Consider the following 21967-nt stretch of genomic DNA (forward strand, 5'->3'; position numbering starts at 1 on the left):
GGTCAGCCGCCGGTCCCGGCATGCTCCGCCGATGCTTCGGTCGGCAGGCGCAGCACGAGACACCCGGGCTCGATCGACAGTGTGCCGCCGACCGTCGCTGCGAGGCGGCGCACGAGATGAAGCGTGAAGCCCAGGCCCAGCAGCGGCGCGTCAGGTGCGTCGCCGTCCGGCCCGAAACCCGGATCCAGCAGCGTTGTCTCGGGAAGATCGGCAATTCGGGTCGGCCGGTCGACCCGCAACATGACCGCATCCTCGGACACGGGCCGGAGATCGACGCGAACCGCCTCGCCCTTCCCGGCAAGCGCGGCAACACCGCCGACCAGCCGGCCGATCATGCGCCGGAGCGCGGCCGGATCGCCCTGCACGGACAGAGGCGCCCTGCCGATATCACAGGCGAGCGTCGCACCACGGTGGCGAGCGCTTTCCGCATGATTACCGCACACCAACTGCACCATGGCGCCAAGATCGACCTCCACGCGCTGGAGATCAAGCCGCTGCGTTTCCAGTCGGGCCGCGACATCCAGGTCGTCCACTGCAGCCAGCAAACGCCCCGCCTGCTCCGCGATCTCCTGCGCGCGCTCGCGATAGGCGGTGGAAACGGGACCGCGCATCTGCCGACGAATCATCTCGGCAAAGCCGCCAATCGCGTTGAGCGGGGTGCGGAGCTCGTGGACCAGCTGGCGCAGCGAATCCGGCTCCAGGCCGACGCCGTAAAGACCGAGCGATGCGCTTTCGGCCCTTTCCTCGGTACGTGGCCGACGCGCGGTGCCACGATAGCCCTGAAAGCGGCCGGTGTCGGGCGCGAAGACCGGGACCCCCGCGATCCGCCACTCACCCGCCGCCTCGGACCCGCCCGCCACGGTGAGCCGCGCATCGCGGAAGGTGGCGCGTCGGCGGAAGGCGCCCGGCGCCTGTGCGTCGACGCCGATGGGGCCGGAGGCCGCCGTGGCTATGGTCTCGCCGATCAGCGGACCGCGCGGCATGCCGTCGACCCAGCGGATCACACCGTCCGATCCCGTCTCGAAGCGGAAGCTGTCGGGCACGCGATGCGCTTCGGGTTCGGTGGCTGGCGTGTCCTCGCGACGTTGGCGGAAGCCGGCGATGCGATCGATGATGGCGCGGATCTGCCCTTCGCCGGCGCCATGCTCCAACGCCTGGATCGGAACCGCCGGCATCGCAGCCTCCGGTTCCCGGGCGGCAGAGGCTTCCTGCTCGGCCGCAAGCGGCTCGACGGATTCCTCTAAGTCCACCACTTCATTTTCGGATTCAGCGATCGGCGCGAGCGACGTCTCGACGACCGGCGGACGCGCTTCTTCGACCGTCGCCGGGTCGGCCTCGACGCCCACGCCGCTCACGCCATGCAGTGCCAGATCGGTGCGGCCGAATGCCGTTAGCGCCTGCTCTACCCGGATGCCAAGATCGCGGCGGTGACGCAAAACTCCGCGCCCGGTGGGCGACAGGCGAGGAAGCACGACCAGCCAGTCGGCCTCGCTCAGCCGGACGTGGCCCAGCATTGCGCTCGCCACCACGGGAACATCCGCGGAGAGGAACACGACGAGCGGCGCTGGCAAGGCACGCCCGGCGAAAGCGGAGGCCGTCTCGCGACGGATCGCCACGGGCACGTCGCGGCGCAGGTCCTGCAGTCGTGCCAGCGCCCTGCGCGCAACGCCGGGATCGGAGCCGGGCCGGTGCTGCGCGAGCAGGTCCAGCAACTGCCGCCACTGCGCCACCCGGTCCGCCGGCCTTTCGGCCGGCCGGGCAAGTACCGTGGCAAGCATATCGTCGAACCGCACCCGCTCCTCCACGCACCCGGCGAGCGATCGCCCTTGCCGGATCAAAGTTGACTATCTGTTCCCTTTTCGGGGTGCAAAGCGACTTTTCTGCCGACGTCGCATAGTGGGACAATTGCCATTCACCGCAACATTCTTATAGACCGGCGTCATACTGAATAAGGAAGCCTCGTTGTGGCCTCACCTTTATTGCTGGATTCGATCGACCGGACCATCCTCTCCGAGCTGCAGGACGATGGCCGGATCACCAACGTGGAGCTCGCACGCCGCGCGGGTCTCACGGCGCCGCCCTGCCTGCGTCGAGTCCGGTCGCTTGAGGAAGCGGGCGTCATTAACGGCTATCATGCGCGCCTCAATCCGGCGGCGCTGGGCTACGGCATCACCGTATTCGCGCTCGTCTCGCTACGCAGCCAGGCCGAGGAGGACCTGCGCGGCTTCGAGGCGCATGTCGCGACCCTGCCCGAAGTGCGCGAATGCCACATGCTCAACGGCGAGATCGATTTCATCCTGAAGATCGTCGCCCACGACCTGCAGAGCTTCCAGAGCTTCCTCACGTCGAAGCTCACGACCGCGCCGCATGTGGCGAGCGTGAAGACCTCGCTGACCATCCGCACGTCCAAGGATCAGCCGGGCGTGCCGGTCGACAAGGCCTGAAACGAGGCCGGCGCCGCCCCCGGGGAAGGGACGGCGCCCGCAACTAAGTGATCCTTACTTCGCGGCAGGCGCCGCAGCAGCAGCCGGGGCCGCGCCCTTGTTCGCATAGATCGTCCAATATTGCGCGATCACCTGGCTGGGGCCGGTGACCTTGGCGAAGCTTGCTGCCGCACCGGCCTTGTCACCGCTCAGCGCCTGCGCCTCTCCCATGTGCAGGTTGACGAGGTTGGCGTCCGGGCCGCCCTTCTGGAGCGCGATCTTGTAGAGTTCGATTGCCTGCGGATACATCGCATAGCCCAGATAGGCGTCGGCCGTCTGATAGGCCATGTTGCCATTCGCTGCAGCACGCGCCTTCTTGTCCGAAACCGGCAGATCGGCCTTGTCGGCCGCCACCTTGCCGCCTGCGATCGTCTTGATCTCGGCCAGCGCCTTGCTGGTGGCGAGCGCCTTGTTGTCGACCATGTTGGAGCTCATGCCCTGGTCGATCACAGCCTTGGCCTCGCCCGGATAGCCCTTGTTGAGCGCGGTGTTGGCATACTCGTAATAGTCGCGCTCGCCGGCCAGCGAGTTGGTGGCGCGCATCAGGCGCAGCGTGTCGAGATCTACCTGCGGATCGAGCTGGCTGGTGTCGCGATAAGTTTGCAGGCCGATGCGCCAGATGTCCGCACGCGGGTAGGCATCGACCAGTTGCTGGCCATATTTGATCACGCCCTGCGGATTCTTGCCATCATAGGCGATCGAGAGCGCACGACGGTACCAGTCCTCGTCCACCGCCTGGCCGGAGGCCTTCCGCGCGGCGATCGCCTGATCGGTATATTGCAAGGCGGCCGGGGCCTGGTTCTCGCGCGACTTAACCGCCGCGAGCGAGATCAGCACATCCGGATCATTGGGCTTCAGCGTGTTGACCTGGGTGAACGCCTTGTCTGCGGCATCCAGCTTGCCGGCGTTGAACGCCGTCTGGCCCTGCATGGTGTAGAGTTGCGTCTGGAGATCGGGCGAGGCCTTGCCGGTGGCCAGAACGGCATCGACCGCCGCCGACAGGCCCGCCTGATCATTGGTGCCCTGCGCGATCTGGAGGGCGAAGACGCTCGCCATATACTTGTCGTCATCGGTCGAAGCGGCGGCCTGGACGCCCGGCAGGCCCGCCTTGGCGGTCGCCCAGTCCTGCTTGCCGATCGCGTCCTGCACCGCGGGCGCCACCTTGCGGAAGCCGTCGCTATACTTGGCGGCCGGCGCCGCCGCTGCGGCGTCGCTCTTTTTCGCGACCGCCGGGGTTGCGCCGGTCACCGCCACCGCGCCGAGCGCGAGGGTCAGCGAAAGCGCCGTCATCGATACCAATTTCATGAAACTCTCCTCTGTCGGCACCGAGGGGGTGCGCCGCGGGCAGAGGTGCTAACCGCTGCCCCGTTTCTGTTCAAGCCACGTCCCTGTTCAAGCCCGGACCGCCGGAAACACTGGCGCCCATGGGCTGAACACGCATTGAACGCACCGGTTGCATGGCTTCGTCACGAAGGCGTCACGGTCTCCGTGCGCACGCGTGCGCGCACGCGAGGGGTGGCGCTGCCGATACGGCTAGTCTAGGAGGGATGACGATCGCGTCGCCCTGACGCCCACACCAAAACAGAACCGGAAAGCATCACCCTTGGCCAGCGCCCCGCCGACCATCGAACCTTCGGACATTTCCCCCGTCTCCATCGTCGACGAGATGAAGTCGAGCTATCTCGACTATGCGATGTCGGTGATCGTCAGCCGCGCGCTGCCCGACGTGCGCGACGGCCTGAAGCCGGTCCACCGTCGCGTGCTCTACGCCAGCCAAGAGGGTGGCTTCGTCCCCGGCCGGCCCTACCGCAAGTCCGCCAAGATCGTCGGCGACGTGATGGGCAACTATCATCCGCACGGCGACGCCTCGATCTACGATGCTCTCGCGCGTCTGGCGCAGGACTGGTCGATGCGCGTGCCCTTGATCGACGGCCAGGGCAATTTCGGGTCGATGGACCCCGATCCGCCCGCCTCGATGCGCTATACGGAGGCCCGCCTCGCCAAGGTCGCGATGACCCTGCTCGAGGATTGGGACAAGGATACCGTCGATTTTCAGCCGAACTATGACGGTTCGCGCGAGGAGCCGACCGTCCTGCCGGCGCGCTTCCCGAACCTGCTGGTCAACGGCGCTGGCGGCATCGCCGTCGGCATGGCGACCAACGTGCCGCCCCACAATCTCGGCGAGGTGATCGCCGCCTGCAAGCTCTACATCGACAGGGAGGTCCATGGCGGCACCCTCGTCACCACCGAGGAACTGATGGAGCTGGTGCCGGGTCCGGACTTTCCGACCGGCGCCCTGATCCTGGGGCAAGGCGGGGCGCGCAACGCCTACAACACGGGCCGTGGCTCGATCATCATGCGCTCGCGCCACGAGATCGAGACCAAGCGGGACCGCACCTCGATCGTGCTCACCGAAATCCCCTATCAGGTCGGCAAATCCGGCCTGGTCGAGAAGATCGCCGAGGCCGCCAAGGAAAAGCGGATCGAGGGCGTCTCGGATATCCGTGACGAATCCAACCGCGAAGGCGTCCGCATCGTCATCGACCTGAAGCGCGACGCGACGCCCGACGTGGTGCTGAACCAGCTGTGGCGCCACACGCCGGCGCAGACCAGCTTCCCGGCCAACATGCTCGCCATTCGTGGCGGCCGGCCCGAGCTGCTGGGCCTGCGCGACATCATCCAGGCCTTCGTCCAGTTCCGCGAGCAGGTGATCACCCGCCGCTCCAAGTTCGAGCTGCTCAAGGCCCGGGAGCGAGCGCACCTGTTGCTCGGTCTCGTCGTCGCCGTGTCGAACCTCGACGAAGTGGTGCGGATCATCCGGGGATCGTCCTCTCCCGCCGCAGCACGCGCCGCACTGCTCGCCCGCGAATGGCCGATCGGCGACATCGCCCAATATATCGCGCTGGTCGAGGCGGTGGAGAAGACCCACGAGGGCGACACCTACCAGCTCTCCGACGCGCAGGTCCGCGCCATCCTCGATCTGCGCCTGCATCGCCTGACCGCGCTCGGCCGCGACGAGATTGGCGACGAGCTCAAGGAGCTGGCCGGTTCGATCGGCGAACTGCTTCACATCCTTTCGAACCGCGTACGCCTCTACGAGGTGCTGGTCGAGGAGCTGGACGCTGTCTCCGCCGCCTTCTCGACGCCGCGCCGCTCCACCCTGATGCCGGCGGGCGACGACATCGAGGACGAGGACCTCATCGAGCGCGAGGACATGGTCGTCACCGTCACGCTCGGCGGCTACATCAAGCGCACCCCGCTCGATGCCTTCCGCACACAGGCCAAGGGCGGCAAGGGTCGCTCCGGCATGGCGACCAAGGACGAGGATGCGATCACCAAGCTGTTCGTCACCTCGACGCACACGCCGGTATTGTTCTTCTCGACCGCCGGCAAGGTCTATCGCAAGAAGGTCTGGAAGCTGCCCGAAGGCGCCCCGCAGGCGCGTGGCCGACCGATGGTGAACCTGCTCCCGCTGGCCGAGGGCGAGACGATCTCCACCGTCCTGCCGCTACCCGAGAACGAGGAGGAGTGGGGCAATCTCCACATCCTGTTCGCGACCGCCAAGGGCCTCGTCCGCCGCAACAGCATGGACCAGTTCACCCGCGTGCCGACCGCCGGCAAGATCGCGATGCGTTTTTCGGAGAGCGACAGCGACGACGATGCGGTGGAGACCACGACCGACCGGCTGATCGGCGTCACCCTGCTCACCGAGAATGACGACGTCCTGCTCGCCACGCGCAACGGCAAGGCGATCCGTTTCCGTGCGACCGACGTGCGAGAGTTCCAGAGCCGCACCTCGGCCGGCGTGCGCGGGGCGAAGCTGCTCGGCGACGACGAGGTGATCTCGCTTTCGATCCTGCGCGGCACGCCGTGGGATCAGGATACCGAGACCCGCGAGGCCTATCTTCGTGCCGCGCCGTGGAAGGACAACGAGGCCGAACCGACGCTCGATGCCGCGACGATGCAAGCAATGGCCGACGCGGAAGAGTTCGTCATGACGGTGTGCGCCAACGGTTACGGCAAGCGCTCATCCGCCTACGAGTACCGCCGGATCGGGCGCGGCGGCCAGGGCATCACCAACATCGACAATCTGAAGCGCAATGGCCCCGTCGTGGCCAGCTTCCCGGCGCACAATGGCGAGCAACTGATGCTCGTCACCGATCAGGCGAAGCTGATCCGCATGTCGGTGGGGGATACCCGCGTGATCGGGCGCGGCAGCTCGGGCGTGATCCTGTTCCGCGTGGCGGACGACGAGCATGTCGTCTCGGCGGCTCGCATCGAGGAGAGTGAGGAGGAGGCGGAGGCCGATCTCGGAGACGAGACTGTGGCACCCGCTATCGACCCGCAGGTCGACGGCGATACCGGCGAGGATCTGGCCGACGGCGGCGAGGGATGACACCCTCGCCCCGCCGCGAGGCGCTGATGGTCTGGCTGAAGTTTCTGGGCCTGCTCGCCCTGGTTTTCCTGTTCGGTGCTTTGGTGCTGACGCTGCGCCGGCTGATCTAGGCGGCGACGCTGCCGCGCAGCTGCCACGCCGCCAATATCGTCACGCCCCCACCGAGCACGAGGCTGAGGCCGACAAACACGCCCAGCATCTGCACCGCCGGAAACGGCCAGCTCAGCACGAGCAACAGGGCCAGCAGCCAGTCGACCACGCCGATGCCGAGCAGCATGCCCCGCACCGGCCCCGGCCCCGCGACCCGCCCGGCGCCGAATGACACCATGCCGCGCCAGAACAGCCATATCGCCACGAACAGCGCCAGCGTGGCCGCGCCGGCGGCCGGATCGACGATCACCAGCAGCCCGACGATGATCGAACCGAGACCGTAGAGAATCTCGTTCCAGCGCTTCTCGCTGCCATGGCTGCGGAAGCCCATCACCACCCCGGCGATGCCAGTGAACAGCAATATCCAGCCGATCAGCACGGCGATCGCCGCGGTGGTGAAGCCGGGCGCGGCGAGGCAGAATATGCCGGCGAGCAGCAGGATCACGCCGCACGCCATCGTCCAGGTCCAGCGGTTGACGGGATGCGGGCCGGCAGCGGTCGCCATGTTCGTTTCCTCCAATGCCCGCCCGGTGGATCAACAAAGCGGTCGCCGCCCCGGTTCCTTGGCGCTATGGGCTTGCGCCCATGCACGACATTCACATCATCGGCGGCGGCCTCGCCGGATCGGAGGCCGCGTGGCAGCTCGCCGAGGCGGGCTTCAAGGTGCGCCTTTCCGAAATGCGGGGCGTCGAGGGGACTCCCGCCCATCATACCGACGGACTGGCCGAGCTGGTCTGCTCGAACAGCTTCCGATCGGACGATGCCGAGAAGAATGCGGTGGGCCTGCTCCATGCCGAGATGCGCGCGCTCGGCTCGCTGATCCTGCGCGAGGGCGACGCCCATCGCGTCCCCGCCGGATCGGCGCTGGCGATGGATCGCGACGGTTTCTCGGCCGGCGTCACCGCCGCGATCGAGGCGCATCCGAATATCGAGCTGATCCGCGAGCGGGTGGATGCGCTACCGGAAGTCCCCGCGATCATCGCCACCGGCCCGCTCACCGCCGCGAACCTCGCCGGCGCCATCCAGTCCGAGACCGGGCAGGATGCGCTCGCCTTCTTCGACGCGATCGCGCCGATCGTCCACCGCGACAGCATCGACATGGAGATCTGCTGGTTCCAGAGCCGCTGGAACAAGGGCGACGGCAAGGATTACATCAACTGCCCGATGAACAAGGACGAGTATCTCGCCTTCATCGAGGCCCTGAACACGGGTGAGAAGACCGAGTTCAAGCAGTGGGAAAAGGACACGCCCTATTTCGACGGCTGCATGCCGATCGAGGTGATGGCGTCGCGCGGGGTCGATACGCTGCGGCACGGGCCGATGAAGCCGGTCGGTCTCGACGATCCGCGCACCGGGCGCTGGCCCTATGCGGTGGTCCAGCTCAGGCAGGACAACAAACAGGCGACGCTTTGGAACATCGTCGGCTTCCAGACCAAGCTCAAGCACGCAGAACAGGTGCGCATCTTCCGCATGATCCCCGGCCTCCGGAATGCCGAGTTCGCGCGGCTGGGCGGGCTCCACCGCAACACCTTCATCCGCTCGCCGATCCTGCTCGACGGCACGCTGCGCCTGAAGAGCCGGCCCAACGTGCGCTTCGCCGGCCAGATCACGGGTTGCGAGGGCTATGTCGAGAGCGCCGCGATCGGCTTGCTGGCGGGCCGCTTCGCCGCTGCCGAACTGATCGGCCGCACCCTGCCCGCTCCGCCGCCGACCACAGCGCTGGGCGCGTTGCTTGGTCACATCACCGGCGAGGCGGAGGCTGCGACCTACCAGCCGATGAACGTCAATTTCGGCCTGTTTCCACCCTTCGAGAGCCTGCCGAAGAAGGCCGACCGCAAGGCCGCCTACACCGCCCGCGCCCGCGCCGACCTCGCGCTCTGGCAGGACGAGATCGCGCCGCTGCCGGCCTAGCCGTTGTCGTCGTCCGCCTCGGCGGGAGCCGGGACGGCGGCCTGCCGGGCGGGTGCGCAACGCGGCTTGGCCTTGCGTACCACGCGCGTCGTCGCAAACTCGGAGGGCGATAGTGCGCCGGACTTGTCGGCATCGGCGCCGGCGAACTTGGCTTCGGCCTTGGCGGCATATTCGTCGAAGCTCAGCTTGCCATCGTGATTGATGTCGAGCTTGTCGAAGTTGCGGCGCCGGGCCTGGAGATATTCGGACAGCTCGATCTTGCCGTCCTTGTCGTGATCGTAGCGGCTGAAGCGCTTCTGTTCTTTCGTCTTTTCGGTCGCCTGCGGAGGATCGGGCGTTTCGACGACGGCTGGCGCTACCGAGGCTGCCGGGGCCATGACTGCCGCCGGCGGTGGCGGAATGCGATTGTCGCGCGAAGCGAGCCCCGACCAGATCAGCACCCCCGCGCCCGCCATCAGCAGCGCCGCGACGCCGCCCACCAGATATCGCCACATGACCCGACTCCCCTGTCGGGAGCGAGACTAGCGGCCGGTCCAGCGATGCGCCAGCAGCCGCAGCAGCCGCCAGCGCGAGGCAGGCGGGCGGAGTGCGCCGTGGCCGCGCCGAACATCCTCGCGCGCCAGCACCGCCAGCATGCCGAGCGGCCGTAATACGTGCGGCCAGCCGCCGGCTATGCCCTTTTCCAGAGGCGCCTCGGCCATATCGAGAAGCGCCTTCGCCCTGGCAGGATCACTCGCTTGCCGCGCGAGATCGGCCAAGGCCCAGCCCTCGCCCGCCGCATCGATCCGCTCATGCTCGCGTCCCAGCACGCGCCCGGCGAGGCGGAACAGCTGCGCGCCCCGCGCCTTGCCGTGCACCGCCATCGTCTCCGCCGACCAATCGGGATCGTCGAGCAACGCCTCCCAGCCCTCGGTCATCGCGGCAAGCTCATGCCCCGCAATCCGATCCGGCCGGAGGGCGGCGGCGGCATGGAGCAGCGGCTCGCCCGGTGGCGGCTCTTCGTCCAGCGCGACCAGCGCATCGCGCCACCAGACCAGCCGCATGAGCCCGATGGTCGGCTCGCGGGCGCGCCAGACAAGGCCCGCCAGCCGCTCGTCGAGCGCGAACAATGTGGTCAGGCTCTCGCGCGACAGCCGTGCGGCATGGGCGATCGCCAGCTGCCGCTCAGGATGTTCGACGGAGACGATGCTGTCCATGCCTCTCTCTGGCACAGTCCGGCTTCCGGAAAAATCTCGTTTACCATCTTCATGAACGCGCCCTTGAAGGGCTGCCTGCCATGGCGTGCGATGGACCGGAAGTCTTGGGACCGGTCGGTGGGGATTGAGATACGACATGGCACGAGGAATCGGTGTCAGGGGGTTCCTGACTCGTCTGCGCAAGGATGTCAGGGGCAACGCGCTGGCGATCATGGCGGCGTCGATCATTCCGCTCGCCGGCCTGGTCGGCGGCGGCATCGACATGGCGCGCATCTACATCGTCAAGACGCGCCTCCAGCACGCCTGCGATGCCGGCACGCTGGCCGGTCGCAAGGCGATGGGCGGCGGCACCTGGGATCAGAGCAGCTACATGCCGCGCACGACGGCGAACCAGTTCTTCGTCGGCAACTTCATCGCCGGCAGCTACGGCTCGAAGAACCTCGCCTACGGTTTCACCGAGAATGCCGGCAAGGTTTCGGGCACGGCATCGGCCAACGTGCCGCTCACGCTCATGCAGATCTTCGGGCTGAAGCAGGCAGCGGTCTCGGTGACCTGCGACGCCGAAATGCGCCTGCCCAACACCGACGTGATGTTCGTGCTCGATAATACGGGCTCGATGTCCGAGACGCTGCCGGGCGACACCCAGTCCAAGATCTCCGCGCTGCACACCGCCGTGAAGTGCTTCTACGAGATCGTGGCGCGCCAGGACACCGACGCCAACTGCTCGACCGGCACGCCGACCGGCGGCCTCGACAGCCAGGTGCAGGTGCGCTTCGGGTTCGTGCCCTACGATCAGGACGTCAATGTCGGCCGCCTGCTGCCGACCGAATGGTTCGCCAACAGCTGGCCCTACCAGTCGCGCCAGGCGACGACGGTGCCCGGCACCTTCAACAGCTGGTACGGATCGAACCCAACGACCAAGAGCGCCGGCACCTACAGCGCCTGGGCCAACACCGGCGTGCAGGCGAGCGCCAGCAACAGCGGCGCCTGCAAATCCTCGCTCGTCCCGATCCCGGCGGATAACTACCAGATCACCGGCACGGCTTCCTGGCCCGACAGCGGCACGGAATCGGACAGCGGCTGGCGCGGCTACGTCTCGACGAATCAGACCACCTACCAGCTGAGCTACAACAGCTCCGCGAAGATGTGCTACCAGCAGTCGCGCTCGCGCACGATCCTGCGCGATGCCAACTGGGATCGCGTCGCCGATCCGTCGCATCCGCCGAGCAGCGCCATCCAATTCCCGGCCTGGACCTACAAGCAGGTGACGCTCGACGTCTCCAGCCTGAAGGCGTCCAGCACCGGCGTGAACTGGAACAGCGGCGTCACCCTGCCGCTGGGCAGCAGCTATGCCAACACCACCTTCGCGTGGGACGGCTGCATCGAGGAACGCAAGACAATCCGCGCGACCAGCTACGATCCGATCCCGTCGGGCGCGCGCGATCTCGACATCGACGGCGTACCCTCGCAAAGCGATGCGGATTCGCTGTGGGGGCCGCTGATCAAGGGCGTGGTCTGGCCGCGCAAGGCGAGCTACACCAATTCGGGCTCCTACACGCTCGATCCGGTAACGACTTTCAACCAGAGCTATACCGGCCAGAATTACGATTGCCCCGCCCCGGCCCACAAGCTGGAGCAGTGGACCGACGTCGACGCCTTCGACACCTATGTCGACAGCCTGCAGCCGGGCGGCAACACCTACCACGACATCGGCCTGCTGTGGGGTGCGCGCCTGATGTCGCCGACCGGCCTGTTCGCGTCGGAGAACGCCTTCACCCCGCAGGGCGGCGAGATCCTGCGCAACATGATATTCATGACAGACGGTGACGCCTGCACCGACGACATGAACTATCAGGCCTACGGCATCGCCTGGTACGATCGCCGTCAGACCGACCCGTCGCAGGTACCGACCGACGGCTGCACCGCCGGCGTGAAGACGCCGGGCACGCTGACCCAGCAGGTCAACCTGCGCAGCGCAGCGCTGTGCACGGCGATCAAGAACAAGAACATCACGCTGTGGATCGTCTATTTCGGCTCCGCGAGCTCGAACGTGGCGACGCAGATGCAGACCTGCGCCTCTCCGGGCCGGTTCTTCCAGGCGACCAACTCGGCGGCACTGCAGACGACCTTCGCCAACATCGCCAACCAGATCTCGCAGCTGAGGCTCACCAAATGACGACGCTGCGCGCCTGGCCGGGGCATCGCGCGGTCCTGCCCCGGGACGCGCGCGGCGCGACGATCGTCGAGTTCGGCATCATCGCGCCGGTGCTCTGCCTGCTGCTGATGGGCGCGTTCGATCTCGCCCACACGCTCTACATGCAGACGGTGCTGCAGGGCATCGTGCAGAAGGCCGCGCGCGATTCCACGCTGGAAAGCTCGGACGACACGGTGTTGCCCGACATCGACGCGACCGTCACCGCGCAGGTGAAGGCGCTCAACAACCGCGTCACGCCGGTTTTCACGCGCCGCTATTACCGCACCTTCTCCGACGCCGCCGCCGCAAAGGCCGAGCCGTGGACCGACACCGACAAGGACGGCACCTGCGACCATGGCGAGCCCTATGAGGACGACAACAACAACAACGTCTGGGACAAGGACGGTGGCAATGGCGGCCAGGGCGGTGCGAAGGATCGCACCGTCTACACGGTGTCGCTCAACTACCCGCACCTCTTCCCGATCTACAATTTCATCGGTGGATCGAAATACGTGAAGCTCAGCGCCACGACGGTCCTCGAGAACCAACCTTATTCGGATCAGGGCACCTACACCACGCCCCAGGTCCACAACTGCACATGACGGAGCCCGCCATGCCGATCCGCCTCTCCCGGTTCACCACCCGGTTCCGGCGCGCCGATCGCGGGCTGGCGCTGCTGGAATTCGCGCTCGCACTGCCGGTATTCCTGCTGATGGCGCTGACCGGCGCGGAGCTGTGCAACTATATCACCGTGCGCATGCGCGTCAGCCAGCTGGCGCTCCAGATGGCGGACAACGCCGCCCGCATGGGCGAGGGCAGCCAGCTTTCCGCCAAGACGGTGAGCGAGACCGACATCAACGACGTCTTCATCGGCGGCAACATGCAGGGGGGCGCGCTCAACCTGCGGAATACGGGCCGGGTCATCCTGTCCGATCTCGAAGCCGACCCCAACCACGCCGGCAAGTACAAGATCATGTGGCAGCGCTGCTACGGCAGCGGCACCCACGCATCCAAGTTCGGCACGGCCGGCACGGACAACCTGACCGGCATCGGCCCGGCCGGATCGCAGGTGACGACGCAGACCGACAATGCGACGATGTTCGTGGAGATCTACCTGCCGTACAAACCGCTGCTTACGCTGGGCACGATGATCCCCAGCACGACGTTCGACGAATTCGCCTCGATGTCGGTGCGCGACCGGCGCGACCTCACGCAGATCTACAATAACGAGAAAGCCACGGCGTCGAGCTGCTGATCGGCGGCGCCGTCCCTGCGAGAGGGACGGCGCCCGGATCGATCAGGCCTTATAGCAGACCTTCTTCGCGGCGGTGACGACGTCGTCCGCCTTGATCAGCGCCAGCTTCTCGAGGTTCGCGGCGTAGGGCAGCGGCACGTCGACGTTAGTGACGCGCAACACCGGCGCGTCGAGATCGTCGAAGCCCTGCTCCATTACCACCGCCGAAATCTCGGACGCGATCGAGCAGGTCGGCCAACCCTCTTCAACCACCACCAAACGGTTGGTCTTGGCGAGCGACTTGAGCACCGTCTCGGTATCGAGCGGGCGCAGCGTGCGCAGATCGATCACCTCGGCGTCGATGCCCTCCTCGGCCAGCTTCACCGCCGCCTCAAGGGCAACGCCGACGCCGATCGAGTAGCTCACCAAGGTGACGTCCTTGCCCTCCTTGGCGATCCGCGCCTTGCCGATCGGCAGCACGAAATCGTCGAGCTTGGGCACCGGGAAGCTCTGCCCGTAGAGCAACTCGTTCTCGAGGAACACGACGGGATCCTCGCTGCGGATCGCCGCCTTGAGCAGGCCCTTTGCATCAGCCGCGCTATACGGCGCGATCACGATCAAGCCCGGCACCGAAGCGTACCACGGGCCGTAATTCTGACTGTGCTGCGCACCCACGCGGGCGGCGGCGCCGTTGGGACCACGGAACACGATCGGCGCGCGCATCTGGCCGCCGGACATATAGTTGGTCTTGGCGGCCGAGTTGATGATGTGGTCGATCGCCTGCATCGCGAAGTTGAAGGTCATGAACTCGACGATCGGGCGCAGGCCCGCCATCGCCGCGCCGGTGCCGACGCCCGCGAAGCCGTACTCCGTGATCGGCGTGTCGATCACGCGGCGATCGCCGAACTCGTCGAGCAGGCCCTGGGTCACCTTGTAGGCGCCCTGATATTGCGCGACTTCCTCGCCCATCACGAAGACGCGGTCGTCGGCGCGCATCTCCTCGGCCATCGCGTCGCGCAGCGCCTCGCGCACCGTGGTCTTCACCATCTCGGTGCCCTCGGGGATCTCCGGATCGCGCGCATCGACGCCGGCCTTCTCGGCGGCCGCGACATCGGCGACGAGCTGGCGGGCGGCAGTCTCCATCTGGTGCGGCGTGGTGGCATCGGGAACGGCCGGCTTGGCCTCTTCCTTGGGCGCTTCTTCCTTCGGCTCTTCGGCCTTGGGAGCCGGCTTCGCAGCGGAGGCATCCTCGCCCTCGGCGGCGAGCATCGCGATCGGCGCGCCGACCTTCACGCCGTCGGTGCCTTCGGGCACGAGGATCTGGGCGATCGTGCCCTCGTCCACCGCCTCGAATTCCATCGTCGCCTTGTCGGTCTCGATCTCGGCGAGGATGTCGCCGGATTTCACCGCGTCACCTTCCTTCACCAGCCATTTGGCGAGCGTGCCCTCCTCCATCGTGGGGGAGAGCGCCGGCATCTTCAGTTCGATCGCCATCTCAGTAGGTCCCCACCAGCACGTCGGTATAAAGCTCTTCCGGGTTCGGTTCCGGAGACTGCTCGGCGAAGTCGGCCGCCTCCGCGACGATCTGACGGATGTCCTTGTCGATCTTCTTGAGGTCGCCCTCGCTGACGCCCATCGCCTCCAGCTCGCGCTTTGCGTGGTCGATGCAGTCGGACGAGTCCTTCATCGCCTGCACTTCCTCGCGGGTCCGGTATTTGGCGGGATCGGACATCGAGTGGCCGCGATAGCGATAGGTCTTGAGCTCCATCACGATCGGCCCCTTGCCGGCGCGAACCCACTTGAGCGCCTCCTCGATCGCCCCGCGCACCGCGAGCACGTCCATACCGTCGACCTGCATGCCCGGAACGCGGAAACTCTCGCCGCGCCGGTAGAGCTGATCCTCGGACGAGGAGCGGCCGACCGCAGTGCCCATGGCATAGCCGTTGTTCTCGATCACGAAGATGATCGGGAGCTTCCACAGCTCCGCCATGTTCATGCTCTCGTAAACCTGGCCCTGATTGGCCGCGCCATCGCCGAAATAAGCGAGGCAGACGCCGCCGTCATTGGCGTATTTATGCTTGAACGCGAGACCGGTGCCGAGGCTGACCTGCGCGCCGACGATGCCGTGGCCGCCGTAGAATTTGTGCTCGACGCTGAACATGTGCATCGAGCCGCCCTTCCCCTTCGAGATGCCGGCCTGGCGCCCCGTGAGCTCGGCCATGATCAGCTTGGGATCGATGCCGTAAGCGAGCATGTGGCCGTGATCGCGATAGCCCGTGATCACGCTGTCCGTATCGTTGTTCAGCGCGGACTGCAGGCCGACTGCGACCGCCTCCTGCCCGATATAGAGGTGGCAGAAGCCACCGATCAGGCCGAGGCCGTAGAGCTGGCCGGCACGCTCCTCGAAGCGGCGGATCAGCGTCATCTGGCGGTAGAATTCGAGCAGCTCTTCCTTGCTCGCCTTGTAGCGGTCGGGCTCGCCGGGACGCTCGCGATTGGGGATGGGATCGGCCTTGGGCTTGGCAGCCGCAGGGCTCTTGGCAGGGGTTCTCGCCACGGTTCAGGCCTCTCGGGGAATGGGCTTCGTTGGCCCGCGTTATAGGCGCTGACAGCGCAAACACGCAACGGGAGGGCATGGTTGCGTTTGCAGGGGATGCAATTGCAAGGGTTGCATCCTTATGCCGTCAACGTCATTCGATCCGTTCGGCCTGAGCAAAGTCGAAGTGCCGTCGCCGGGCATGGCCTTCGACTGCGCTCAGGCCAAACGGAGGTTGGTTTTCGTGGCACGTCCCTAGACTTCGCTCGGGACGAACGGGGTTGGAGACATGTGGAAGCTTTACGGCGTGGTCTGGATGATCACTTCGTCGGGCCGCGCCAGCCCCATGTCCCGGCGCACCAGTTCATCGGCCATATCCGGATCGACATGCTTGGCATCGAGCAGTGCGACCTTGCGCGCCAGTTCCTGCCGCTGAGCCTCGATCACCTTGAGCTGCGCCTGGCGCTGCGCGAGCTGGCTCTTGTAGTCGCCGAGCGCCAGCAGTCCGTTCGGCCCGGCGATCGCGTAGCCCGCAAAATTGCCGATGACGAGCAGCGCCAGCGCGGGCAAGGCCGCGGCTCGGATGATCTCGACAGGACGACGCTTGCTTCGCATTGCGCCGTCATTATCGAGTCAAACGAATCGCGACTCAAGCCTCTTTTCGCCAAAAATTTTCAAAGATTCAGGCAACTTTCGTCGCAAAAGCTCCCTTGCCCGCATAGCGCGCCGCTGTGCCCAGCTCCTCCTCGATCCGGATCAGCTGGTTGTATTTGGCGAGCCGGTCGGAACGCGCCAGCGAGCCGGTCTTGATCTGGCCGCAGTTGGTGGCGACGGCGAGGTCGGCAATGGTCGAATCCTCGGTCTCGCCCGAACGATGCGACATCACCGCCGTGTAGCGGGCGCGTTGCGCCATATTCACCGCGTCAAGAGTCTCGGTCAGCGAGCCGATCTGGTTGACCTTCACCAGGATCGAGTTGGCGATGCCCTTCTCGATGCCGGTCGCCAACCGCTTGGAATTGGTGACGAACAGATCGTCGCCCACCAGCTGCACCTTGTCGCCCAGTTTCTCGGTGAGCAGCTTCCAGCCGTCCCAATCGTCCTCGGCCATGCCATCCTCGATCGACCAGATCGGGTAACGCGCGGCGAGATCGGCGAGATAGTCGACCATCCCGGCCGAGCTCAGCGTCTTACCCTCGCCCGAGATGACGTAGTTGCCGCCCTTGTAGAATTCGGTCGCGGCGCAATCGAGCGCCAGCGCGACCTGCTCGCCCGGCTTGTAGCCGGCCTTCTCGATCGATTTCAGGATGAACTCGATCGCTTCGTTGGTCGAGCCGATGTTGGGGGCGAAGCCGCCTTCGTCGCCGATGCCGGTGGAGAGGCCCGCTTCCGACAGCCCCTTCTTCAGCGTGTGGAAGATTTCCGCGCCCCAGCGCACCGCGTCGGCCAGCGTGTCCGCGCCGTGGGGGACGATCATGAATTCCTGGAAGTCGATCGGATTGTCGGCATGCTCGCCGCCGTTGATGATATTCATCATCGGGGTCGGCAGCACGTGCGCCGAAACGCCGCCGACATAGCGGTAGAGCGGCAGGCCCCGGCTCTCCGCCGCCGCCTTGGCGACCGCGAGACTGACGCCGAGGATTGCGTTGGCGCCAAGCTTCGACTTGTTCTCGGTGCCGTCGAGGTCGATCATCGCGGCGTCGATCTCGGCTTGGTCCTCGGCCTCGTAATCGGCGAGCAGCTTGGCGATCTTGCCGTTCACGGCCTTCACCGCGTCCTTCACGCCCTTGCCGCCGTAGCGGCTCTTGTCGCCGTCACGCTTCTCTACCGCCTCGTGCGCGCCGGTCGACGCGCCCGAGGGCACGGCAGCACGACCGAAGCTGCCGTCCTCCAGCGTCACGTCCACCTCGACGGTCGGGTTGCCGCGGCTGTCGAGGATCTCGCGGGCGTGGATGTCGATGATGGCGGTCATGTCGGTCCCTTCCAAAGCTTCGCGCGGCTGTTAGCGGCGCAACACCGGCGAGGCAATCGGCTCGACCCGCCGCTTTCGACGGAACCGGGCCAAAGACGGCTGGTTTTGTCCCTGAAGGCGCGTCTATGATCGCGCGCGTAACGAACGAAAGGGTTCGCCATGGCCGACGAGCTTCCCGAAGGCACCGATCACGTCATTCCCGGTGCGCAGAACAGTTCCACCCGGGAGAAGCTGAAGGCGGACGCCGCAGATCTGCGCAGCAAGGCGTCGGCGAAGGCCGCCGACATTAAGGGCCAGGCAAGCGACAAGGCGCGCGAATATGCAGATGAGGGCAAGACCCGCGCCGCCGCCGGTCTGGATTCGGTCGCGAAGATGATCTCGGACAGCGCCTCCCAGATCGACGACAAGCTGGGCGCCGCTTACGGCGACTATGCCCGCAGGGCCGGCGACGCGGTGTCCGATTTTTCCGCCTCGCTGCGCGACAAGGATGTCGAGGAACTGCTCGACGACGCCCGTGATCTCGTGCGTCGTTCCCCTGCGATCGCGATCGGCGCGGCGGCAGCGGCCGGCTTCGTCATCGCCCGCATCGTCAAGGCCGGCAGCGAAGCACTGGACGAGACCGCCAAGGCGGCCGAACCCAAGGCGACCAAGACCAAGAAGGCCGCGAGCGACGGTGCCGAGACCGTGAGCGCCGCCACTCGCAAGGCGCCCGCCAAGCGCAAGCCGCGCACCACCTCCTGAGCGATCCGGAGCGGCAGGGGGCGATGCTGGGTCTCGGGGGCCTGATCACGCAGTTGATCGAGGACGCGCGCTCGCTCGCGCAGGCAGAGGTCAACCTGCTCAAGAGCAAGGCCTTCGCGATCCTGCGCCGGTCGCGCACGGCGATCGTCCTGCTGCTGATCGCGGCGTGCCTGGCATTCGCTTCGGTCGTCGCGCTGATGCTAGGCCTCGTGCTGGCACTGGCGCCGCTGGTCGGCGCCGCGCTCGCGGGCTTGATTCTTCTGGCCGGTGGGCTGGCGATGGCGGCCTTTCTCGGCTGGCTCGCGATTCGTCTGCTCGCCGGTCCGCCGCGCAAGCCCGAACCGGAGACGCCCGCATGACGAACGTGCTCAAACGCCTCTTCTCGAACATCAACGATGTGGATGTCGCGCAGTCGCAGGTCGAGGCCGCGCGCGGCCGGCTGATGGCGACGATCGAGCAGATCCAGCAGCGCATCGCGCCTTCCACACTGATGGACGAGGCGATCGAGCAGGTGAAGACGCGCTCTACCGAGCTCGCCCAAAGCGCCGGCAAGGTGGTCCGCGATCGCCCTGCCACGGTCGCGGCGACTGCCGCCGGCATCGGACTCCTGCTGGCCGCCAAGCCACTTTCGCGGCTGTTCGGCAAGGCCAAGGTCGAGCCCGATGAAACCCCGGCGCTCAAGCGCCGTTCTCCCCGTAGCCGCAAATCCCCCAAGCCCGCGACGTAAAGGACCAGTCCCATGACCGAGACCTCCGGCAGCGACGAGACCCAGGCCACCACTCGCCAGGCGATCCGAGACGGCATCGACGACGCCTATGCCAAGGCCAGCAAGGCAGCCCACACCGCCGTCGAACGCACCAAGGACGGGCTCGATCAGGCGAAAGGCAAAGTGAACGACGCTTATGCCTCGGGGCGCGAAAGGGCCTCCGAAGCCTATGCTTCCGCGCGCGGCAAAGCCGCCAACGGGTTCGAGAACAATCCGCTGGCCGCGCTGCTCGGCGGTATCGCGATCGGCGCCGTCGTCGGCGCCCTGCTGCCCCGTACCGAGCGCGAGGCCAAGGCGCTGGGCGCAGTCGGCGAGAAGGTGCGCGGCGCCGCAAGCGAGGCGATCGAGGCCGCCAAGGGCGCCGGTCGCGACAAGCTCGACGAGCTGGGCCTCAGCAAGGAACATGCGCGCGAGACGATGAAGTCGTTGCTCGACGGCGCCATCGCTGCCGCAGGGTCGGGCGCCACCGCCGCGATCGAAAGCGCCAGGAAGAAGTCGGCCTGAACCAACTGGCACAGGCTGCGTTCATATCGGCCGGGCCATAGCACGGCCTATCCATTTCCCGGCGGCGATTCCGCCGGGCGACGTTCCACGGAGTATTGCATGTCCCGTTTCCGTCTGATGTTCGGTGCCGTACTGCTGGGGGCCTCCGGCCTCACCGCAACGCTCGTCGCGGCGCCGGCCGCCGCCGCGAACGTCGACAACAGCGACCCCTCGCGCTTCATCTCGACGCTGTCGGGCTCGGCTTTCAGCGTGCTGCACACAGGCAGCCAATCGGCCGCAAAGGCGCAGTTCCGCTCGCTGCTCGGCCAGTATTTCGCGGTCGACCAGATCGGCGACAAGCTGATCGCGCGCTGGAAGCCGCAGATCACGCCTGCCCAATATTCGGCCTACAAGGCGGCACTGCCGGGCTTCATCATCAACACCTATGCGGACCGGCTGTTCGATTACGCCAACGCACAGGTGAAGGTCGTCCGTTCGGTGCCGCGCGGCGACGGCGCGGCGGTGGTAAGCCAGGTGATCCAGCCGGGCCAGGCGCCGATCAACGCGATCTGGACGGTGCAGCGCATCGGCGGTGGCTATAAGGTCTCGAACCTCACTGTCTCCGGCATCAATCTCGTACTGACCCAGACGGCGGACTTCGATGCGTATGTGCAGAAGAACGGCTTCGACAAGCTCGTGACCTTCATGAAGTCCCGCGGCTAAGAGCCCTTTGCAGAATGCGAGAAAGATCGCATTCTCCTTCGGTGTCGGCCCGGCACCGCCTCACCGGCGATGTCAGCGTTGTCGCGTCGCCTCTTGTGCGATGCGACAACGCCCGCTAGGCGGCTGCCGCATAACCTCCAGCGGCAGGTGCAATCATGAGCAAGCTCCATCTTGTTTTCGGCGGTCGCGTGACCGATCCGCAGGGCCTCGATTTCGAGGATCTGAAAGCGATCGACTTCGTCGGCGTCTATCCCGATTTCGCGTCCGCCAAGGACGCGTGGCGCTCAGCCTCGCAGAAGTCGATCGACGATGCCGAGATGAAATATGTCGTGGTGCACCTGCACCGCCTGCTGGAAGAGCAGGATCTCTAAGCCTTTCGGCCGTCCAGGCCGAGTCTGTCGAAGCCCAGTCCTTCGCGGAGCTAATAAGAAAGGCATCCCTAGCTCAGGGCGATCGGCTTTCCCGGATTAGGCGTCGCGATAGCGGAACAGAAGCAGCGGCCGGGCGAGCGCGAGCCCGGTCAGGAAGCCGCCGACGTGCGCGGGTGCCGCGATCAGCGCGCCTTCCGGCATGCCGGGCACATCGGCCGAAGCGTAGTCCAGCAGGATCTGGATCCCGATCCAGGCGATAGCCAGCCATAGAATTTGCAGGAACTGGCCTGTAAAGGGGCCCCACCCTTCCGCCCGACGCCGGCTGTAGAGCAGCGAATAGGCGCCGATCAGCGCCGATCCCGCCCCGCTCGCGCCGACCATCGGAATTCCGGAGTGCGGCGCGACCGCATATTGTGCGGCACAAGCGACGTAGGCGCCCACGACATAGGCGATGATTACGCCACCCGGCCCGATCGACGCCTCGACCAGCCGACCACAGAAGACGATCATCAGCAGGTTGAAGCCGACGTGCCAGATGCCGGCATGGACCAGCGTGGCGCTGAGCGGCGTCAGCCACACTGGCGCTGCGCCCTCGATCTGCAGTCCGCCGATGCGCGCGGGGATGAAGCCGGCGAGCATTGCGATGCGATCGGTCTGCCCCGCCAGCACGGCCGCCACCCAGGCGAGCGCGGTGACGGCGGCGATCGCGATCGTCGCGCGGGCGGGTGGCAGGCGCATCAGAACACCGTCATTGCAAAGAGCGAAGCAGCGAAGCAATCCACGCCGGCGTTGCCGCCTTGGATCGCTTCGCTCG

At 66.5% G+C, this 21967-nt stretch carries 22 protein-coding genes; 12 read left to right on the top strand and 10 right to left on the bottom strand.

Annotated features, from left to right (window positions below; genetic code table 11):
* Positions 1-2: 2 nt before the first annotated feature.
* Positions 3-1793, bottom strand: a complete 1791-nt coding sequence (locus HZF05_RS22350; RefSeq protein WP_181638922.1) for a histidine kinase dimerization/phospho-acceptor domain-containing protein — start codon at positions 1791-1793, stop codon at positions 3-5.
* Between the two features lie 171 nt (positions 1794-1964).
* On the opposite strand from HZF05_RS22350, the gene HZF05_RS19120 reads away from it, so the two are divergent.
* Complete coding sequence (locus tag HZF05_RS19120; protein WP_160364076.1) at positions 1965-2444, top strand: Lrp/AsnC ligand binding domain-containing protein; 480 nt, start codon at positions 1965-1967, stop codon at positions 2442-2444.
* A 54-nt stretch (positions 2445-2498) separates the two neighbouring features.
* On the opposite strand, the gene HZF05_RS19125 is transcribed toward HZF05_RS19120, so the two are convergent.
* Complete coding sequence (locus HZF05_RS19125; protein WP_160364077.1) at positions 2499-3788, bottom strand: tetratricopeptide repeat protein; 1290 nt, start codon at positions 3786-3788, stop codon at positions 2499-2501.
* 298 nt (positions 3789-4086) lie between these two features.
* On the opposite strand from HZF05_RS19125, the gene gyrA reads away from it, so the two are divergent.
* Entirely contained in the window at positions 4087-6879 is a 2793-nt protein-coding gene (gene gyrA, locus HZF05_RS19130) for a DNA gyrase subunit A (protein ID WP_160364078.1), read from the top strand.
* 106 nt (positions 6880-6985) lie between these two features.
* Here gyrA and HZF05_RS19135 read toward each other — a convergent pair whose 3' ends face one another.
* Complete coding sequence (locus tag HZF05_RS19135) at positions 6986-7534, bottom strand: HdeD family acid-resistance protein (RefSeq protein WP_160364079.1); 549 nt, start codon at positions 7532-7534, stop codon at positions 6986-6988.
* A gap of 80 nt (positions 7535-7614) precedes the next feature.
* On the opposite strand from HZF05_RS19135, the gene trmFO reads away from it, so the two are divergent.
* Entirely contained in the window at positions 7615-8940 is a 1326-nt protein-coding gene (gene trmFO, locus HZF05_RS19140; RefSeq protein ID WP_160364080.1) for a methylenetetrahydrofolate--tRNA-(uracil(54)-C(5))-methyltransferase (FADH(2)-oxidizing) TrmFO, read from the top strand.
* Here trmFO and HZF05_RS19145 read toward each other — a convergent pair.
* Together HZF05_RS19145 and HZF05_RS19150 are read right to left on the bottom strand one after the other, a co-directional pair.
* On the bottom strand, positions 8937-9434 hold the full coding sequence (locus tag HZF05_RS19145; protein ID WP_160364081.1) for an EF-hand domain-containing protein: 498 nt from the start codon (positions 9432-9434) through the stop codon (positions 8937-8939). The genes trmFO and HZF05_RS19145 overlap by 4 nt on opposite strands.
* Before the next feature lie 27 nt (positions 9435-9461).
* The gene (locus HZF05_RS19150) at positions 9462-10136 is read right to left on the bottom strand and encodes a hypothetical protein (RefSeq protein WP_160364082.1); all 675 of its coding nucleotides are present in this window, start codon (positions 10134-10136) and stop codon (positions 9462-9464) included.
* Positions 10137-10272: 136 nt separating this feature from the next.
* Between HZF05_RS19150 and HZF05_RS19155 the strand changes: the two genes are divergently transcribed.
* From HZF05_RS19155 to HZF05_RS19165, 3 genes are read left to right on the top strand one after another with little or no spacing between them, the layout of a single operon-like run.
* The gene (locus HZF05_RS19155; RefSeq protein ID WP_160364083.1) at positions 10273-12312 is read left to right on the top strand and encodes a TadE/TadG family type IV pilus assembly protein; all 2040 of its coding nucleotides are present in this window, start codon (positions 10273-10275) and stop codon (positions 12310-12312) included.
* Entirely contained in the window at positions 12309-12932 is a 624-nt protein-coding gene (locus HZF05_RS19160) for a TadE/TadG family type IV pilus assembly protein (RefSeq protein WP_160364084.1), read from the top strand. Before HZF05_RS19155 ends, HZF05_RS19160 begins: the two co-directional genes overlap by 4 nt.
* Positions 12933-12943: 11 nt before the next feature.
* Positions 12944-13585 carry a TadE/TadG family type IV pilus assembly protein gene (locus HZF05_RS19165; RefSeq protein ID WP_160364085.1) on the top strand — a complete coding sequence of 214 codons (642 nt, stop codon included), beginning with the start codon at positions 12944-12946 and terminating at the stop codon, positions 13583-13585.
* Between the two features lie 42 nt (positions 13586-13627).
* Here HZF05_RS19165 and HZF05_RS19170 read toward each other — a convergent pair whose 3' ends face one another.
* The 4 genes from HZF05_RS19170 to eno form a co-directional block, all read right to left on the bottom strand.
* Positions 13628-15058, bottom strand: a complete 1431-nt coding sequence (locus tag HZF05_RS19170; protein ID WP_160364086.1) for a pyruvate dehydrogenase complex E1 component subunit beta — start codon at positions 15056-15058, stop codon at positions 13628-13630.
* 1 nt (position 15059) lies between these two features.
* Positions 15060-16121 (bottom strand): pyruvate dehydrogenase (acetyl-transferring) E1 component subunit alpha, encoded by a 1062-nt coding sequence (gene pdhA / locus HZF05_RS19175; RefSeq protein ID WP_343046926.1) that lies wholly within the window; start codon positions 16119-16121, stop codon positions 15060-15062.
* Positions 16122-16400: 279 nt separating this feature from the next.
* Positions 16401-16715, bottom strand: coding sequence for an FtsB family cell division protein (locus HZF05_RS19180; RefSeq protein ID WP_160364087.1), 315 nt, complete (start codon positions 16713-16715; stop codon positions 16401-16403).
* A 67-nt stretch (positions 16716-16782) separates the two neighbouring features.
* Positions 16783-18069 carry a phosphopyruvate hydratase gene (gene eno / locus HZF05_RS19185; protein ID WP_160364088.1) on the bottom strand — a complete coding sequence of 429 codons (1287 nt, stop codon included), beginning with the start codon at positions 18067-18069 and terminating at the stop codon, positions 16783-16785.
* A gap of 159 nt (positions 18070-18228) precedes the next feature.
* Here eno and HZF05_RS19190 point away from each other — a divergent pair, with 159 nt between their 5' ends.
* From HZF05_RS19190 to HZF05_RS19215, 6 genes are all read left to right on the top strand, one after another.
* On the top strand, positions 18229-18810 hold the full coding sequence (locus HZF05_RS19190) for a hypothetical protein (RefSeq protein WP_160364089.1): 582 nt from the start codon (positions 18229-18231) through the stop codon (positions 18808-18810).
* A 23-nt stretch (positions 18811-18833) separates the two neighbouring features.
* Positions 18834-19169 carry a phage holin family protein gene (locus HZF05_RS19195; protein ID WP_281367543.1) on the top strand — a complete coding sequence of 112 codons (336 nt, stop codon included), beginning with the start codon at positions 18834-18836 and terminating at the stop codon, positions 19167-19169.
* Positions 19166-19537: a DUF3618 domain-containing protein gene (locus HZF05_RS19200; protein ID WP_160364091.1), complete on the top strand. Its 372-nt coding sequence runs from the start codon at positions 19166-19168 to the stop codon at positions 19535-19537. Before HZF05_RS19195 ends, HZF05_RS19200 begins: the two co-directional genes overlap by 4 nt.
* A gap of 12 nt (positions 19538-19549) precedes the next feature.
* Positions 19550-20080: a hypothetical protein gene (locus tag HZF05_RS19205; protein WP_160364092.1), complete on the top strand. Its 531-nt coding sequence runs from the start codon at positions 19550-19552 to the stop codon at positions 20078-20080.
* Positions 20081-20179: 99 nt separating this feature from the next.
* Positions 20180-20782, top strand: a complete 603-nt coding sequence (locus HZF05_RS19210; protein ID WP_160364093.1) for an MlaC/ttg2D family ABC transporter substrate-binding protein — start codon at positions 20180-20182, stop codon at positions 20780-20782.
* 155 nt (positions 20783-20937) lie between these two features.
* Positions 20938-21153 carry a DUF4170 domain-containing protein gene (locus tag HZF05_RS19215; protein WP_160364094.1) on the top strand — a complete coding sequence of 72 codons (216 nt, stop codon included), beginning with the start codon at positions 20938-20940 and terminating at the stop codon, positions 21151-21153.
* 96 nt (positions 21154-21249) lie between these two features.
* On the opposite strand, the gene HZF05_RS19220 is transcribed toward HZF05_RS19215, so the two are convergent.
* Entirely contained in the window at positions 21250-21891 is a 642-nt protein-coding gene (locus tag HZF05_RS19220) for a rhomboid family intramembrane serine protease (RefSeq protein WP_160364095.1), read from the bottom strand.
* Positions 21892-21967: the final 76 nt, after the last annotated feature.

This window comes from Sphingomonas chungangi, from assembly GCF_013778325.1.
GTDB classification, from domain to species: Bacteria; Pseudomonadota; Alphaproteobacteria; order Sphingomonadales; family Sphingomonadaceae; genus Solisphingomonas; species Solisphingomonas chungangi.